Raw genomic sequence first — 15,956 nt, 5'->3', positions numbered from 1 at the left:
GGGCAAATCAGTCGAAATAGAAGAGAGTGACCAACTTGTGTTGTTCCTCAGCATGCTTGCAGGCATCCAGCAGCGTGACGCTGTCGTGGAAGACAAAGCAGATCAACTGCTGGCACTTGCCGATGATCTCCAGGTTGCACAGGCGGCTGGCCTCCGCCAAGGGAAGATGGTCGTTTTCCGGATGCTCCACCAGATGCAGCACCTGCTCCAGGCTGGCCCGCGACTCTGCCGGCTGTCGCTCCAAACTCTGGGGCAAGATCACCGTCAAGGACTTCATGTCCGCCCGCATCGCCCCCCGAATGACGGCCAAGTTGGTGCCAATAGCCCCGGATGTGAGGATCTGATTGCCCGTGAGGGCCAGGGCATAACTGAGGGTCTCGATCAAATACTGATGGGTAATGGGCACATGACGGCTGCCCAGGATGGCCACTCGCTTCGGCCCAACTTGCTGAATGGCGGCCAACTCCTGCAAAAACGTATCAACGCTGGTGGGGACATCAATAGACTGGGTCAACGGGATCCCTCGGCAAATTCTCAAGATCTGGGCTAGGCTATGCTATCTCAAATTTCCGCTTTGGGATCCGGCCAAGTTGACGCTCTACAACTTCAGCTCCGCACTTTTGGTGAAGTGCTCAGGCTGTCTGCAGCAAGCTGGGCTTGGCTGTGGGCGGAAGATCCCGCCTGAATGTGGATGGTGTAGCTCATACTGCTGTGAACGCCCCTGCCCAGCCAATGGCCGTAAATGGGAGCGGCATCTCTGGGGTAAGCGCTGGCCGCCAAAGCCACATGACCGTCGGCCACGGCCAACCCTTGGGTGGGATCAAAGCCCCGCCAACCGGCCCCTGGCAAGTACACCTCCGCCCAAGCGTGCAAATGACGGCGCACAGGCTCTGGGGGTTCTCCACCCCTGCTCTCCCCCGAAGGCTGCGAGGGGCTGACCTGGTAGCCACTGACAAAGCGCGCGGCCAAGCCTACCGTACGGCAGACCTCCATGAACACCAGGGCCAAATCGCGGCAGGCTCCGGTTTTGCGATGCCAGGTCAAGCCGGCAGGCCAGGGATCCCCCTTTTCCCGCAAGATGTGGCGGCATTCTGAATAGATGCGCTGGTTCAGCGCCGGCAGAAAAGCTGTCGTTTCCCCCTGCACGTGATCCCATAGCTCCCAGGCCAAGGCCTGGATGCCGGGATCCGCCTGAGCCGTCAGATAAGGCTGTAATTGGGCTGCCAGCGTGCTGGGATAGTCGATGGGGAGATGGGTGGCCCAATCGCAGAGCAGGTAGTCGAAGGGATTCTGCCGCAGGGTGAGCACCGTGGCCTGAGTTTGGATGCGCAAGTGCTCGGTGGGATCCCCAAACCAGAGCCGAACCGCCGCGTTGCCCTCCAGGTCCACCAGCGCCGATTGGCCCACCGGCTGCGGATCCACCTGCAACTCAAAAGCCAGGAGAGTTTGGATCCCGTCGCAGCGCGGTCGCAATCGCACCGTGTGGGGCTCCAGTTGGACTGGACGACTGTAGCGATATTCGATGAGATGGCGGATCTGAATTTGCACAGGCCAAATGACGGGCAAGAGGTTTCACCACAGGCAGCCGAGCCTTGAGATCAGGTAACCCAAACTGCTCTCGAATCAAAGCCAGGAGGTAGCTGTATCCTCTGCCGGGGAGCTTTGAAACTTTATCTGAGTTTGAGATCTCCGAGAGCTCTGCCCTGCCTCCCCAATCATCGAAACCTTCAGCTTAGAGCGAATATACTCCCCGGCCCGTACAGGAGCATAGCGAGGGGGGTTTGCTGCATTCTGGCATGTGGGCAGGCATTCAATCCAAGCCCCAGCCTGCTCAAGGAAAGAAACTGGAGACATAGCCGACATAGAGACAGGTGCTCAGAACAGCTCCTACCCTACAAAGAGAACTTGCCCCAAGACTGTGTGGGCGGATACCCCCTCAAAGCCAGCGCCAGCTCAACCCCATATCCAAACTAGAGATATTCTTGCTTGGCCTGTTGCCAGAGGACTTCCAGCTCCTGGAAACTGCGTCCTTTCAGAAGGGAGCTTATGCCATCGCCGGGCAGGGATCCCGCTGGTTCCTGAGCCAGCTCTTCCATGCGCAAAAAACGGCGAGCAAAGCGCAGGTTGGTTTGGGTTAGAGCTTGGGCAGCATCCAAACCATACCAACGGCCCAAGTAGACCAGGGCAAAAAGCAGATCCCCCAGTTCGGCTTCCTGCCGAGTTGGATCGGGGGGATCCCTCTCCAATTCTCGACGCAGCTCGGCTTCTTCCTCGCGGATCTTGGCCCAGATCCCCTCCACCGTTGGCCACTCAAACCCTGCCCCCACCACTTTGCAGGAAATTTTCAGGGCAGCCATTAGGGGAGGCAAACTTTGGGCATAGTGCAGCAGTTTTTGGCCAAGGCTTTGATCCGGTCGCTCCCCTTGCTTGATCTGTTCCCAAGAGCGGTGCAACTCCGGAAGATCTGCCATCACAGCATCCCCAAACACATGGGGGTGACGGCGGATGAGCTTATCGGCAATTCCCGCAGCCACAGCTTCCAGATCAAAGTGGTTCTGCTCGGCAAAGATCTGAGACTGCAACACCACCTGCAACAACAAATCCCCCAGCTCTTCGGCAATTGCTGCCGGATCCCCGGCTCGAATGGCAGCTACCGTCTCATACGCTTCTTCAAGAATGTAGGGGGTAAGAGACTCTGGAGTTTGGGCCCGATCCCAAGGACACCCGTCGGGAGCGCGCAACCGAGCAACAATAGCCGCCAAACGACTCATGTGTGAGCTAGAGGCGGAACGCTCCAGATAAAGGTGGGCAAAATGGCCCGTCGCTTGAGGATCCCAGCTTTGCAGCGTCAATGGGCCGGCCACCACCTCCAAGTCTTCTGTTAGCAACGTAACAGACTGGACAGGAGAACAGATCTGTTGCAAAACGCTGCGCAGCTTCGCCAGATCCTGGCCCCCACAGCTTTTCAGCAGCAGGGATCCCTGCTCAGCAGCGAACCACCGAGCCAGAGCCTGTTGCCAGTTGGGCTGAAGACTATCCAGCGTTTGCAGCATGATCAAAAGGGTAGGCGCGGCCCAAATCCAAAAGGCGGCTGAGCTGCTCCAGATCGATGAAACTCAACTCCAAAAGGATCATCAGCAACGGCCCTTGCTGGCGATGTTGCAGCTTCTTGGCCAGGCTCAGTTGAGAACGGTCGATGATGCCCGTTTGCAAGAGATATTCCTCAAGGGCTGGGGGGGGAATGGGATCTAGCATGGTCGTTTCGCAGCGCTGAAGTAAGGACGAGTATGAAAACTGAGAAGATAGCAAACCAATGTAACTATTCTTAACACTTCTACAGAATTTCGGCAAAGATCTGGCTGGTGCGTAGGCCGAAGGCGAGCTTACCAAGCCCTGTGCCCACAGCTCCAGGACAAGAGAACCCCTAAATTGCCTCGGCAAATGAGGTTTCCGTATCCAAGGACACAAAAAATGGGTACCAAGAGTTCATGGTATGGTAGCAAATTGGCGATCAGTTGGCAGCACCCCGAAAGGCCGACTGCTTTTTCTTTGTGGGAAAAACCAACTCACCTTGCAAGATGTTACCTTTTTATCTCGTTGAATCCTCGTGCTTGATAAAAATCTTACAACAATTCTTCGGGGATCCAATCTGTTCGGCTCCTCTGGGATCTGCCCTAATGCTGTCATCCTGCTCGGGTTCGGTTTTGGGCATACATCGTCCTACGTTCAGCTAAGCTAGAGACACTTGCCACATGGACTCCCGTTATGTCTGAAGCCCAGGGTTTACTGCCAGTGGGGGCAACGGTTCAAGTGGTGGAGATGCCTCCTTACCTAAAAACGGCTGACCCAATGCCGATGTTGCGCCCGGCCCATTTGATCCGCTTGCACGAACAAGGGGTGATCCTGCAGCGGCGGCTGTTGGGCACCTACAGTGTGCAGTTTGCCAATGGCATCTTTCTCATAGACGGAAAATATCTCGCGCCGGTGGGATCCCTGTCCTGACACGCCCATCTCTCCTCCGAGCCAGCTGGATGGGTTTGCCGGCCTTTAGAACCTTTGGGAGCTGGCAGCTTTCCACAGAAGCGAGCCTTCAACTGGCCGGCGGACTTTCGCGATAGCCTGAACCGCGGCTAGCCGCTTCTGACGCTTCAGCGAGCTCAGTTGCTTATTCCCGTCAGCGGTGTCGAAGTAGCTGACAGACCTGCCCAGCTTTTGGTAGCTGGTTTTGCGATCTGCCACCGCCGCGCTGTAGAGGGCTCAGCACATCCGCCCCCAGTGGTGCAAGAGTTTTTCTTGCTGGCGACTGGGATAAAGCTGGGCCGCGGCAGCGTTGCGTAGCCACAAAGTGACGCAGGGGGTTACCCTGCCATAGGGTGCCAGTCCGCTGCGCTGAGACTGGAGACTGCCGCGCATCAGGTTAACTCATGTTAATTTGGGGGCGTCTTCCTCTTCCATCCTGCGATCTCTATGAGCATTCAACTTCCTCGCTGGCTAGAACTGGCCTTGCCTTTCTTTCATCCTGTGCTGATGATTTTGGCGTTTGCGCTGGCCCTGTATGCCCTTTACCTGGGTCTGCAAGCGCGACGGGTGCGCACTGCCTCAGCAGAAGAACGCAAGGAGCTGATCAAAGGGAAGTTTGGTCAGCGGCATTTCCTCGCCGGATCCCTGTTCTTGGTGTTGATGGTGTTCGGGGCGCTGGGCGGCATGGGGGTTACCTACCTGAACAATGGCAAGCTGTTTGTTGGGCCTCACCTGCTGGCTGGGTTGGGCATTGTGGCCTTGGTGGCCAGCTCTGCGGCTCTAGCACCGCTGATGAAAGACGGGCAAAAGGTCTGGGCGCGTAATGTGCATGTCCTATTAAACGTGGTGATCCTGGCGATCTTGGGTTGGCAGGCGGTGACCGGCTTTCAGATTGTGCAGCGCATCGTCAACCAAATGCTGACCACACCCCAGGTGGCTTAATCTCCCCGAAAGACCCATGCAACCCTGAACAGGGCTGAGCTTTGGGAGGACTTTGTCCCGCTGGTGCGAGCCGAGAAGTCCGTCGACCCAAAGACTTCGGCCTCCCCTTTTCGGAACCCAGAGCTTCATCATGTCAGAATGGCAGAGCAGGCGCTGCATCCTTCGGCTGTAGAGGGGCGCAGTCTTGTTGCCGATACCCAGTTAACGCAACGGTTCTCCCTATGTCGGTTAGCCCTCTTCCCAGTTGGGTCAAGCGTTCCATCGGCAAAGCCAGCGAGACTTCAGCGGTGCAGCAGGTGATCAAGCAGCGGGGCCTGCACACCATTTGTGAGGAGGGGCGCTGTCCAAATCGAGCCGAGTGCTACAGCCAAAAAACCGCTACATTTCTGCTGATGGGAGGGATCTGTACCCGCGCCTGCTCTTTTTGCCAGGTGGCCAGTGGACGGCCCGCACCGTTGGATCCCACAGAGCCGGAGAAAGTGGCCGAGGCGGTTGAGCTGCTGGGGCTCAGCTATGTGGTACTCACCTCGGTGGCCCGCGACGATCTGCCCGACCAGGGATCCGGTCGCTTTGTGGAGGTCATCGAGGCAATTCGGCGGCGCTGCCCCGGCACCCAGATCGAGGTGCTCACCCCCGACTTTCGCGGGGATCGCGAGTGCATTGCCCGTGTGGTGGCTGCCCAGCCTGTTTGCTACAACCACAACATCGAAACGGTACGACGGCTCTCCCAGGCAGTACGGCGCAGCTCCGGCTACGACTTGTCCTTGCGGGTTTTGCGAACGGTCAAGGAGCTGAATCCTGGATTACCCACCAAGTCTGGGCTGATGCTGGGGCATGGGGAGACCCGCGCAGAAGTGCTGGAAACTTTCCGGGATCTGCTGGCGGTGGGATGCGATCGTCTGACTCTGGGGCAATACCTACAACCTTCCTTGGCCCATCGCCCTGTGGAACGCTACTGGACTCCGGAAGAGTTTGCCGAGCTGGGCCAGATAGCCCGCCAGATGGGGTTTCGCCAGGTGCGCTCAGGGCCATTGGTGCGCAGCTCCTACCACGCTGCCGAAATGGTTGAGAACTAGGCCAGGGAGCTTGGCAGAGAGGCTGTGCAGTCTGTCATAGCCAACCTTTCCCGTCCGATCAAGGCACGAAGGCCCGCTTCCAGGCCGAACGCTCGGGCTGCAAACCGGCTGAGCACCTGTGGCGCCAGGGATCCCAGGCGGTACAAGCTGATCCCCGCTACCAGACCCGGCAAGAGGCCGTTGCCCCAGCCTCCCCACAGCCAGGAACTCACCCCTTCCGCCAGCAGCAGCAGAGCCCCATTGAGCAGCAGCGGTCGCCACAGCCCCTTCCACAAGACCCTCCGGGGCAGGTGCAGCCGGATCTCCAAGCCCAGCAGCCAAAGACCATCCAGCAGCGGGGCCAACAGCAAATCCAACCCCAGCGGAGCTAAGCCCACCCCCATCCCCTTGCCAAGGGCGAAAATCCTGCCCCATTGCTCCACAAAGGGGGCATGGTGCTGCCACTGTTTTTCCAGAATCTGGGCCTGAACCCGGTCCAGCCGCTTCAACACATTCAAAGCCAGGAGGGATCCCGCCTCGGTTTGCAAAATCTGCAGAATTCGCCCCCGCAAGGCTTCAATTTGGGGTGCAGGCCGTTCCCATTCCAAAGTAATGCGGCCATCCGGCCAGTGGGTGCGGACTTTCAGAGGTTTTGGGCAAGCGGCCACGGTCAAAATCTCCTGCGGCGATACCCAGCCTAGGTGGCGGCTGATCTGGGCACAAATGGCCTGCAACTCCGCTTCGGAGTAGAGATCGCATTTGTTCAACACCAGCAGGATGGGCTTGTATAGAGTGCGCAGCTCCGAGAGAGCTTGGTATTCCAACTGGGTCAGGTCGGTGGCGATGACAAACACGATCAAATCCGCCGAGCGGGCCACATCCCAGGCCAACTGTTCGCGGGCTTCTCCTTCCACTTCGTTCAAACCCGGAGTATCCACCAGCCTCACCCGCCAAGGGATCCCCGGCCCCGGCTGCCACAGCAGGGATTGGGGCTGCTGAGTGACCCCATTGAGGGGGCCCACCTTCAATCGCTCCTCGCCGGTTAGGGCGTTCAGGACGGCCGACTTGCCACGGTTGACCAGCCCAAACACCGCAATGGAAAACAGCCGCGCGGTGAGGCGCTTGCGCAAAGTGGATAGAGCCCTGAACTCCGGTTGTAAATCCCGACGGCTGGCCAGAGATTGCCAATGATCCCAGCACCTTTGCAAAACGGTTTCGGCTTGGGTCAAGGGAGTGGTCATAGACAGGGGCAATGGACTAACCCTCACTCTAGAGGGAATTGCCCCTCAGGGCTAGCCGTTTCTCCCCCCCAGCGTGGGGAATCCAAACCCCACAAAATAGGGCATGATCACCCTAGGGTTCCGCCGAATCTCCTATGCTGTACCGCCTTCCCCAATCTCTGAAATGGCTTCGTGTGGGTGGATCCCATCGTTCTAAGCAAGAGCGCCAGATCGTGCGCAGCCTGCTGGCCTTTGCTGGGGCGCTGCTGGTTATGGATGTTGTGCTTCTGAGCGCCCTTCGCTAGTCCAACTTGGCAAGCCCATCGTTAGGTGATTCCGAACAAGTCTAAGTCTGAGGCATTCCTCTAGCACTGCTACAGGCAAGCACTCCCAGCCCCTTGCCCATTATGAGGAGAGGGGATCCCAGAATTGGCAAACAGTTGCACTGCAACTCGAAATAACCCCAACCCGATCAGAGGGTGGGAAGGGTTTTCCAAGTTACCAAGTTGCCTGTCAGGCAACTGTTAATTGACCAGCAAAAGGCTAGCTGGGATCCCTTGTGCTGCGAGGGCAAGCCGCCGGGGATGGGGGCCGGATCGGGAATAATGGAAGCGGCCCCAGCCGGGAGAGCTGGGTTTTCCCCGCGCTGAGGTCGTTGTTTCCCTTCTCTTGAGGCCGGCTATGGTTTTGCAGGAGGCGGCGGGCGTGCCCCGCATCAACGCGCGCGAGTCGGATGTTTTCGACATTTTCAACCTGAAGCATTATCTCGGCCCTAACCCCTATCTCAATACAGCCGCTTTCACCTTCGACTTTGCCCTTACCCAGTGCCCACAGCCGCTGCCCATTGATGTCTACCTGTCCAAGGTCTGCTTCCATTTCCCCCAGTTGCAGGAGGGATCTTATCCTTCCTACGCCCACTTGTTTGCCCGGCTGGTGACGGAGGTGAACCGGTTGCAGATGGATCTCCACTTGCAGAAGTGGAGCTGTCACCTGTTTCCAGAGTATGTGCGCATCGCGGTGCAGACCTTGCATGGCCGTACCACTCGTGCCGCGGTTTATTTTGCTTGGGATTGGCTGGAAGCCATCGCCCAAGGGGAGCCCTTCGATTTTGAAGGGGAGATGCGCCGCCTGCAGCAATTGTTTCGCGACTCGGTGTACGGTGGGCCAACGGTCTATGCCCTCCTGCGGGCTGCTCACGAACGCGGGATCCCTACCTACTACCTATGGGATGAAGGGGTGATGCAGTATGGCTATGGTCGCAACCAGGTGCGAGGGGTGGCCACCACCTTTCACTGCGACAGCCATCTCGACTCTGACTTCACCACCCGCAAAGACGATTGCAAAGCCTTTCTGGCGGCGCAAGGGTTCCCCGTGCCCCAGGGAGAGGTGGTCGCCTCTTTGGCAGAAGCTTTGCAGTTGGCGCAGGAAATCGGCTATCCGGTGGTGCTCAAGCCGGTGGCCGGCCACAAGGGGATAGGGGTAACAGCAGGCATTCAAACCCCGGAAGAACTGGCCTTTGCCTACGAGGTAGCCGTGGCAGCCCTTCCCCCTGAGGAGCCCATCCGACTGATCCTGGAAAAGCATCTGCAGGGCACCGATTTTCGCCTGTTGTGTGTGGGAGGCCGCTTTGTGGCGGCCACGGAACGACGCCCCGCCTCAGTGACGGGAGATGGCCAAAGCACCATCGGGCAGCTCATCGAGCAGGCCAACCGGGATCCCGTCCGTTGGGATACCCCCACTTCTCCCCTGGGGCCGATCCAATGGGATGAGGCAATGGAGCGCTTTCTGGCAGAGCAAGGCTTGACAGTGGACAGTGTGCTGGAACCGGGGCGGACGGTCTATCTGCGCAAGGTATCCAATCTCTCGGCGGGAGGAGTGAGCCGCGATGTCACGGCCACCGTCCATCCCGACAACGTGGTTTTGGCCCAAACCATTGCCCAGCAGTTCTCGCTGGTGTGCTTGGGCATCGATGTCATTGCCCCCAGCCTGGAGCGCTCCTGGAAGGAGGGATCCCTGGGGATCATCGAGATCAATGCTGCGCCAGGTGTGCTCATGCACCAAAAACCTGCCATTGGCGCGGGAGTGGATGTGCCGGGGGCAATCCTCGACCATCTGTTTCCCAAGACGGCCCGCATCCCGATTTTGACCTTTAACCGCCTCACCTTGGCGGAGGCGCACACCTTGGTGGAGCATATTTTGTCCCACCGCCCCAACGCATGTGTGGGATCCGTCTGTCGGGAGGGTGTGCTGCTAAACCACAGCTCTAGACCCCTGCAGGGCAGCCTCTTTCGCCAGGTGAAAACCCTGCTGCGCCATCCCCAACTGGATCTGCTTTTGGCGGAAGCCGACGAAGAGACCCTGGAGCGGGAGGGCTTGGCCTACGAAGGCAGCGATCTGGTGGTGCTGCGGGATCCCTCCGATCAAGAGCTGCAAACCCTGAAACGGGATCTCAACCCCGGCGGCGCCCTCTTCCTGCAGCGGGGATCCACCCTGACTTTGACGGTGGCGGGCCAGGCGGAGCGATTTGAATTGCCGGGGACAGACCTTCAGATGGGGATCCTGCTGCGCTCCATGACCCTGCGGATCATCTGCAGAACCATTAGCCAGATGCTGAAGAACTGGTCTGGCTGAGGGGTTTTGGATTTTCTTCAGATTCTTGTAAAAGGGTAGGCAAAACAAGGGATCCCCGCTGGGGAAAAAGGCCGGCCAGCCAGTCAGCTCTACACCCCTCGGAAAGAAGCGCTATCATAGAAGTCCGTCGAATAAACTCCCTTCGTAAAACCTCGCGAGGCAGATCGGATGGATTGGGTAGAAAAGGTGCTGGAAAAGATCCGGGAATGGGTGGAACGTGTGATCGACACCCTGCTGGGGAACCCCCAGCCTCAACCTGCTCCCATTCCGGTAGAAGATGGATCCCATCGTCGTCGTTAATCCGACTGCCATTGCCCCCGGCGGCGAGCCTCTCAGCCTCTTGGTACTGCATGGCCCCAACCTCAACCTGCTGGGGGTGCGAGAGGTGGGCATCTACGGCTCAGTATCCCTAGAGCAGATCGATCAGGCTCTGCATCGGCAGGCAGAAATGCTAGGGGCGAAGCTGGAGATTCTCCAGTCCAACCATGAGGGGGTGCTCATCGATGCCATTCACCGTGCCCGCCAGCAGCATGTTGGCATTCTGATCAACCCTGGGGCCTATACCCACACCAGCATTGCTCTCCGAGATGCCATTGCAGCCGTAGGATTGCCCACTGTGGAAGTCCACCTAAGCAACATCCATCGCCGCGAGCCCTTCCGCCAGCACTCTTACATCGCCGCCGTAGCGATTGGGCAAATCAGTGGTTTTGGGGCGCAAAGCTACCTGTTGGGGCTACAGGCTCTGGTGCAACACCTGCGCCTGCAATCTGTGTAGGATCTGTGTAGGTGCCCTCAGCTCTCCAGGAACTCCTGCACGGCTGTGCGAATAAAAGCTTCATCCTCGGGGTTTTGATGAGGATTACCGGCCCGGTGCCCCCAAATGGAGGGGATGATCTTGTAAACCGCGTTCGGGATCCATTCTGCCTCAGCCCGACAATCTTCTGGGGTGAAATACAAATCCGTCTGGGCGGGCATCACCAATGTTTGGGCCTGAATTGCCCTCAAAGCAGCCCGATAATCTCCCCGGTGAATGGGGTTGTCGCTGATATCGCAGCGGATCCAAGTTTCGATCATCGATAGCAAATTCTGCGGATCCCGGCGGCGGTAATTGGCCTCCCAGCCTCGCTCTAGATAATCTTCGAGAGAGGCATACCCCAAGGATTCATAGCATTTTTGGTTGAAAAAAGGTTGGGAAACAGCCCAACTGGCGTAGATGTGGGCAAAAGCTCGCAGACCCCGCTCTGGGACACCCGTAAATCGACGACCGTTCCAGGCGGGATCGGCAGTTAGGGCTGAGCGCAAACTCTCCAGAAAAACCCGATTGTGAACTGTGGTCTTGGCGGTGCCACAGAGGGCTACGATCCGTTCCACCCGCTCAGGAAACAGGGATCCCCAGTGATAGGCTTGCTGAGCCCCCATCGACCAGCCGTAGATCAGGCGGATGCGTTCGATCCCAAAGTGTTGGCGAATCAGGCTCTCCTGCAGGCGCACATTGTCCCAGTGGCTAAACCAGAAGCCATCTTCCCGCAAGCCACAGGCTGGATCGTTGCTGGGGGAAGTGGAAAGGCCATTGCCCAGCATATTGGGAATGAGAATAAACCACCGCTGCGGGTTGAGGATGCCGTCGGGACGAATCAGCCACTCCAGGTCGGGATGCTGAGCCCCATAGGAGGTGGGGTAGAGGATCAGGTTGTCTTTTCGGGGGGAAAGAGTCCCGTAGGTGGCGTAGGCGAGCGTGATTTGGGGCAGTTGGATCCCGCACTGTAGCTGAAAATCGTTCAGGCTCCAGGTGTAGTGAGTCATGCCTGAAATTGTTCAATCACCTGACGATGAACCCGCACATACCCCTGCCCTAGATGAGCCAGATGGGGCTTGAGGTATTGATGGGCATCGGCCAAAGCATGAAATGGAATGGAGGGGTAAAGGTGATGCTCAGCATGGTAAGGCATATTCCACATCAAAAAGCGGATTGGCCAAAGGGTAAGGGTGGTACGGGTATTGGAGAAGGGATCCTCGGTTTGGCTACAGCCTGTGTGCTCTGCCAGCAAAATGAAGCGCAAGATCGGCTGCCCTACCGCCAAAGGCAACAGCCACAGCCACACTATCCAGGGATCCCCCAGCAGAAGGGAGAGCAAGCTCCCAAGGCCATAGATCCCTAGCTGCAACCGCACCGAACGAATGACCTCTTGGCGGGCCGATTCAGGAATGTAGGGATAGCCTTGCAACTGGCCGCTGGCTATGCGGATGTAGGTCTTCACCTTGCCGATCCACCAAGTCAAGCCGCTCAGCTCGAGCAAATACTCCGGCCAGCTCTGGGGTTTGGGATCCTCCAGCTCCGGATCCTTGCCCGGAATCTGGGTATAGCGGTGGTGCCATTTGTGGTATCGGCGATAAAAAGTGCTGTTGTAAAGTGAGAGCAAGCCCGCCACCCAGGCTACCCCGTCATTCAGTTTTGGGCTGGCAAAAGCGGTGCGGTGTACACATTCGTGCAAAGCAGCAAACATCGTCGCCAAACTGGCCCCGTAAACCACCAGCGCCGGCAGGGCAATCCAGCCATTGACACCTTTCTGGGTCACCCACAGGCTGCCACTCACCGCCATCACCGCCAAATGTCCCAAAAGCTGCCGGAGCCCGGCTGAATTGGAGCGGACATTCAGTTGTCTGAGGCGCTCGCTCGGGATCAACCGTTGCGGATCCGGCAAAATCGGTGTTGTCTCGACAGCCATGGCCTGTTCTTGTGAGCTACGAGAATGGATAGAAGTTATCCAATATCAAACCGAGGCCAGACCTTTCCGCCTGTGTCCAAGACAACAAAACCCTGGACCAAACTCCTAACCATGACTGCGGGGATCCGGCTGATTGGGGAGGATAGGCCCGCTCCGCTCCAGCGCAGACACTGGCCCGGCATTGGTCAACTGCAGGGGCTGTCCAGTTGCCAGAGCCAACACATTGGCTCGCAGAATCGACGGCGGCTGTTCGCCAATCGCCGATCCCAGCACTTCTCCCTGCCGATCCAAAAACAGAAAATGAGGGATGCCGTTCACCCGGTAGCGGCTCAGCTCCGGCAGCCACTTCGGATTGTCCACATTCAACATGACGAAGTTGACTTGATCGGCAAATTCCTGTTTCAGGCTGGCCAGGAGGGGTGCCATGGCACGACAGGTGCTGCACCAATCGGCATAAAACTCCACCAAAGAAGGTTTGCCATTGGCCTGAGCTTGCTCCCAAGGTATGGCCTCTTGGGCTAGAGCCTCTAAGTTGCTGCCCGCCTGACGCCCTTGGTTAGCCAAAAACAGTCCTGCTGCCAAGAGCACAGCTACTGCGGCAATCAACCCGTTGCGCAACCGTTTTGCCCAGTCTTTCTTCATCCTTCCTCACCTTGCTAGGCGCTGGATCTGACCTCAGCCCTCGCCTTCACTGTTTTAGCATCCCACCCTGTCCCACCGGTTCCGGCCAGAACCGGGTCTATGCCATCCCACGATCTTGGGCCGGGATCCCGGCTGGAGAAGAGGGCCAGGTGAGCGATAATGGGTGCGGCGTTTGCACCGATGGCTCAGCGATGCGCATCTCCTTGAAGTGGCTGCGAGAACTGGTGGATTTCCAACTTTCACCCGAAGAACTGGGAGAGGCCCTCACCCTGGCGGGGTTTGAAGTGGAAGAGATCGAAGACCGCCGCACTTGGGCAGATGGGGTGGTTTTGGGCAGGATCCTGGCTGCCGAGCCTCACCCCAACGCCGACAAGCTGCAGGTTTGCCAGGTGGACTTGGGATCCGATCGGCCTGCCACCATTGTCTGTGGAGCTGCCAACGCCCGCGCCGGGATCCTGGTAGCAGTGGCCACGCCCGGCACCCATTTGCCCGCCCTCTCCCTCACCATTGCCAAAGCCGACAAGCGGGGGGTGATCTCGGAGGGCATGATCTGCTCTCTGGCAGAGCTGGGGCTGGAGAAATCTTCCGAAGGGATCCACGAATTCCCGCCCGACTTGGATCTGGAGGTTCATCCGCTTGGCTCTGATGTGCGCCCCCTTCTAGGCTTGGACGATGTGGTGCTGGATCTCACTTCCACCGCCAACCGGGCCGATGCCCTGAGCATGGTGGGGATCGCCCGCGAAGTGGCTGCCCTCACCCGCAACCCGCTGCGCCTGCCCCCCGTCCAGCCTCTCCAAACCAAGCCCATCCCCAACTTTCAGTTGCGCATTGCCGACGCCAAAGCCTGCCCCGCCTACAGTGGCGTGTTGATCGAGGGGGTGAAAGTCGGCCCTTCCCCCGACTGGCTAAAACACCGACTGGCCGCCGCCGGCATGCGATCCATCAACAATGTAGTGGATATTACCAATCTGATCCTGCTGGAATGGGGCCAGCCTTTGCACGCCTTCGACTGGGATCGCCTGCTCCAGGTCATGGGCAAGAAAAAACCCACCATCGAGGTGCGCTTGGCCCAGCCGGGAGAAACCTTAAAGACCTTGGACGGCCAAACCCGCACCTTGCAAGCCGACAGTCATCTCATTGTGGCCGGCAGCCAACCGGTAGCCCTGGCCGGGGTCATGGGAGGGGAAGAAACCGAAGTCAGCTCGACCACCACCCGCATTTTCTTGGAAGCAGCCGTATTCGATCCAGCGGTGACGCGGCGCTCGGCCCGGTCTCAAGGTCTGCGCACCGAGGCTTCCACCCGCTATGAGCGAGGGGTTAACTTTGCCACCCTCGATCAGGCCCGGGATCGGGCGGTGCAGTTGATCCTGGAACTGGCAGGGGGAGCAGTGGCCGGCCTCACCACCTTTGACCAGCGGCCCCCCCTGGAACGCACCCTGAAATTGCGGCTGTCGCGGCTGATCGATGTGTTGGGGGACGAGGTGCAGGCGGCGGATGTGGAGGAGATCCTATCTGCCTTGGGCTTTCAGCTCTCCCGTTGCGAAGGGGCCAATTCCCAGAGTGCCCTCTCCCCCGCTACCGAGACGGCAACCGTGGCCAGCTGCGTTTGGCAGGTCGTCGTTCCCCCCTATCGCCTGCGGGACATTGAGCGGGAGATCGACCTCATCGAGGAGTTTGCCCGTCTCTACGGCTATGACCGCTTCTCAGAAACCCTACCCACCGAGCCGCAGGTGGGATCCCTTTCGGCGCGGGAAACATTCACCCGCCAGATCCGAGAAGTGCTGCGCGGCATTGGCCTGACAGAGGTGTATCACATCTCCCTCTGCCCAGCGGAGGAGGATGGATCTTTGGTGAGGATTGCCAATCCACTTTCGCCTGAATATTCAGCCGTGCGCAATGCGCTACTTCCCGGCCTGGTGGAGGCCTTCCGCTTCAACTGGGATCAAGGCAACGGCCCGCTCCAAGCCTTTGAAATCGGTCGTGTTTTTGCCCATGCCCTTCCCCCCAACCCCCACCCTTACCGGGAAGCTGAGCATATCGGCGGTATCTTGGGCGGGGATCCCAATCCCCACGATTGGCAGCACCGCAACCGACCCATGGACTGGTTCGAGGCCAAGGGGCTGCTGGTCTCCGCTCTGGAGCGGCTGGGATTTGGCCCGGAGTTTCGTCTGGATCCCCCTGAAGAGCAATCGTCCCTGCTTCACCCCGGTCGCCAGGCCGGCCTGTGGCTCGAGGGATCCCGCATCGGTTTGTTCGGGCAACTGCACCCCCGCCTCTGTCAGGAAAAGGGGCTGCCAGATCAGGTCTATGGGTTTGAGCTGCAGTTGGATCCCTTGCTGGAAAGCCTGGAGAGACGGGGCATTGTGCAATTTGTCCCCTTTTCGCCCTTTCCTGCTGCCGATCGGGATATCGCCTTCTTTGCGCCACTCGACCTTGCCGTTGGTGAGATCGAGAAGGTTATCCGTCGAGCGGGCGGAGAACTTCTCCAATCGGTGCAGCTTTTCGACGAGTACCGGGGCCAAGGAGTACCTGCAGGGCAGCGCAGCCTTGCCTTCCGCCTAGTGTACCGCGCTCCCGATCGCACCCTCACGGATGCGGAGGTAGAAGCTCTGCAAAACCAGGTGAGGGCGCAGTTGGCAACACAATTTCCGGTGACCTTGCGCAGCTAGCCGACCCCTCTGTAGCTACTATAACATCCTCCCGGCGCTCGTCCTGTGGAC

16 protein-coding genes are annotated in these 15,956 nt (G+C 58.7%); 8 read left to right on the top strand and 8 right to left on the bottom strand.

Annotated features, from left to right (window positions below; all coding sequences use genetic code 11):
* Positions 1-7 precede the first annotated feature (7 nt).
* The 4 genes from NW818_RS05595 to NW818_RS05580 all read right to left on the bottom strand — a co-directional run bounded on the left by NW818_RS05595 (position 8) and on the right by NW818_RS05580 (position 3,255).
* Positions 8-514 (bottom strand): hypothetical protein, encoded by a 507-nt coding sequence (locus NW818_RS05595; protein ID WP_011429595.1) that lies wholly within the window; start codon positions 512-514, stop codon positions 8-10.
* 92 nt (positions 515-606) lie between these two features.
* A complete protein-coding gene (locus NW818_RS05590) occupies positions 607-1,566 on the bottom strand; it encodes a transglutaminase family protein (RefSeq protein WP_414424040.1) in 960 nt (319 codons plus the stop codon).
* A gap of 404 nt (positions 1,567-1,970) precedes the next feature.
* Positions 1,971-3,053, bottom strand: a complete 1,083-nt coding sequence (gene mazG, locus NW818_RS05585; protein WP_414424039.1) for a nucleoside triphosphate pyrophosphohydrolase — start codon at positions 3,051-3,053, stop codon at positions 1,971-1,973.
* Positions 3,034-3,255, bottom strand: a complete 222-nt coding sequence (locus NW818_RS05580; protein WP_414399082.1) for a DUF2949 domain-containing protein — start codon at positions 3,253-3,255, stop codon at positions 3,034-3,036. Before NW818_RS05580 ends, mazG begins: the two co-directional genes overlap by 20 nt.
* A gap of 510 nt (positions 3,256-3,765) precedes the next feature.
* Between NW818_RS05580 and NW818_RS05575 the strand changes: the two genes are divergently transcribed.
* The 3 genes from NW818_RS05575 to lipA all read left to right on the top strand — a co-directional run bounded on the left by NW818_RS05575 (position 3,766) and on the right by lipA (position 6,038).
* Entirely contained in the window at positions 3,766-4,002 is a 237-nt protein-coding gene (locus tag NW818_RS05575; RefSeq protein ID WP_011429589.1) for a DUF3148 domain-containing protein, read from the top strand.
* Between the two features lie 465 nt (positions 4,003-4,467).
* Positions 4,468-4,962: a DUF4079 domain-containing protein gene (locus NW818_RS05570; protein WP_011429588.1), complete on the top strand. Its 495-nt coding sequence runs from the start codon at positions 4,468-4,470 to the stop codon at positions 4,960-4,962.
* 221 nt (positions 4,963-5,183) lie between these two features.
* On the top strand, positions 5,184-6,038 hold the full coding sequence (lipA, locus tag NW818_RS05565; protein ID WP_414424038.1) for a lipoyl synthase: 855 nt from the start codon (positions 5,184-5,186) through the stop codon (positions 6,036-6,038).
* Here lipA and NW818_RS05560 read toward each other — a convergent pair.
* A complete protein-coding gene (locus NW818_RS05560; RefSeq protein ID WP_414390583.1) occupies positions 6,035-7,258 on the bottom strand; it encodes an Era-like GTP-binding protein in 1,224 nt (407 codons plus the stop codon). The two genes, lipA and NW818_RS05560, sit on opposite strands and share 4 nt — an antisense overlap.
* Positions 7,259-7,392: 134 nt before the next feature.
* Between NW818_RS05560 and NW818_RS05555 the strand changes: the two genes are divergently transcribed.
* The 4 genes from NW818_RS05555 to aroQ all read left to right on the top strand — a co-directional run bounded on the left by NW818_RS05555 (position 7,393) and on the right by aroQ (position 10,643).
* Positions 7,393-7,542 (top strand): hypothetical protein, encoded by a 150-nt coding sequence (locus NW818_RS05555; protein ID WP_011429585.1) that lies wholly within the window; start codon positions 7,393-7,395, stop codon positions 7,540-7,542.
* Between the two features lie 376 nt (positions 7,543-7,918).
* The gene (locus NW818_RS05550) at positions 7,919-9,868 is read left to right on the top strand and encodes an acetate--CoA ligase family protein (RefSeq protein ID WP_414424037.1); all 1,950 of its coding nucleotides are present in this window, start codon (positions 7,919-7,921) and stop codon (positions 9,866-9,868) included.
* A 168-nt stretch (positions 9,869-10,036) separates the two neighbouring features.
* Complete coding sequence (locus tag NW818_RS05545) at positions 10,037-10,168, top strand: hypothetical protein (protein WP_011434447.1); 132 nt, start codon at positions 10,037-10,039, stop codon at positions 10,166-10,168.
* Positions 10,146-10,643 (top strand): type II 3-dehydroquinate dehydratase, encoded by a 498-nt coding sequence (gene aroQ / locus NW818_RS05540; RefSeq protein WP_414344089.1) that lies wholly within the window; start codon positions 10,146-10,148, stop codon positions 10,641-10,643. The genes NW818_RS05545 and aroQ overlap by 23 nt, the downstream gene beginning before the upstream one ends.
* 17 nt (positions 10,644-10,660) lie before the next feature.
* Here the strand turns inward: aroQ and NW818_RS05535 are convergent, their stop codons facing one another.
* From NW818_RS05535 to NW818_RS05525, 3 genes are all read right to left on the bottom strand, one after another.
* Positions 10,661-11,671, bottom strand: a complete 1,011-nt coding sequence (locus NW818_RS05535; protein WP_011434449.1) for an alpha/beta fold hydrolase — start codon at positions 11,669-11,671, stop codon at positions 10,661-10,663.
* A complete protein-coding gene (locus NW818_RS05530; RefSeq protein WP_414424036.1) occupies positions 11,668-12,594 on the bottom strand; it encodes a fatty acid desaturase family protein in 927 nt (308 codons plus the stop codon). The genes NW818_RS05535 and NW818_RS05530 overlap by 4 nt, the downstream gene beginning before the upstream one ends.
* Before the next feature lie 105 nt (positions 12,595-12,699).
* Entirely contained in the window at positions 12,700-13,236 is a 537-nt protein-coding gene (locus NW818_RS05525) for a thioredoxin domain-containing protein (protein WP_414424035.1), read from the bottom strand.
* A gap of 191 nt (positions 13,237-13,427) precedes the next feature.
* On the opposite strand from NW818_RS05525, the gene pheT reads away from it, so the two are divergent.
* Complete coding sequence (pheT, locus tag NW818_RS05520) at positions 13,428-15,905, top strand: phenylalanine--tRNA ligase subunit beta (protein WP_414424047.1); 2,478 nt, start codon at positions 13,428-13,430, stop codon at positions 15,903-15,905.
* Positions 15,906-15,956 lie beyond the last annotated feature (51 nt).

Source organism: Synechococcus sp. R6-5 (genome assembly GCF_047461775.1).
Taxonomy (GTDB): domain Bacteria; phylum Cyanobacteriota; class Cyanobacteriia; order Thermostichales; family Thermostichaceae; genus Thermostichus.
This window is presented reverse-complemented; position numbering and strand designations above follow the sequence as displayed.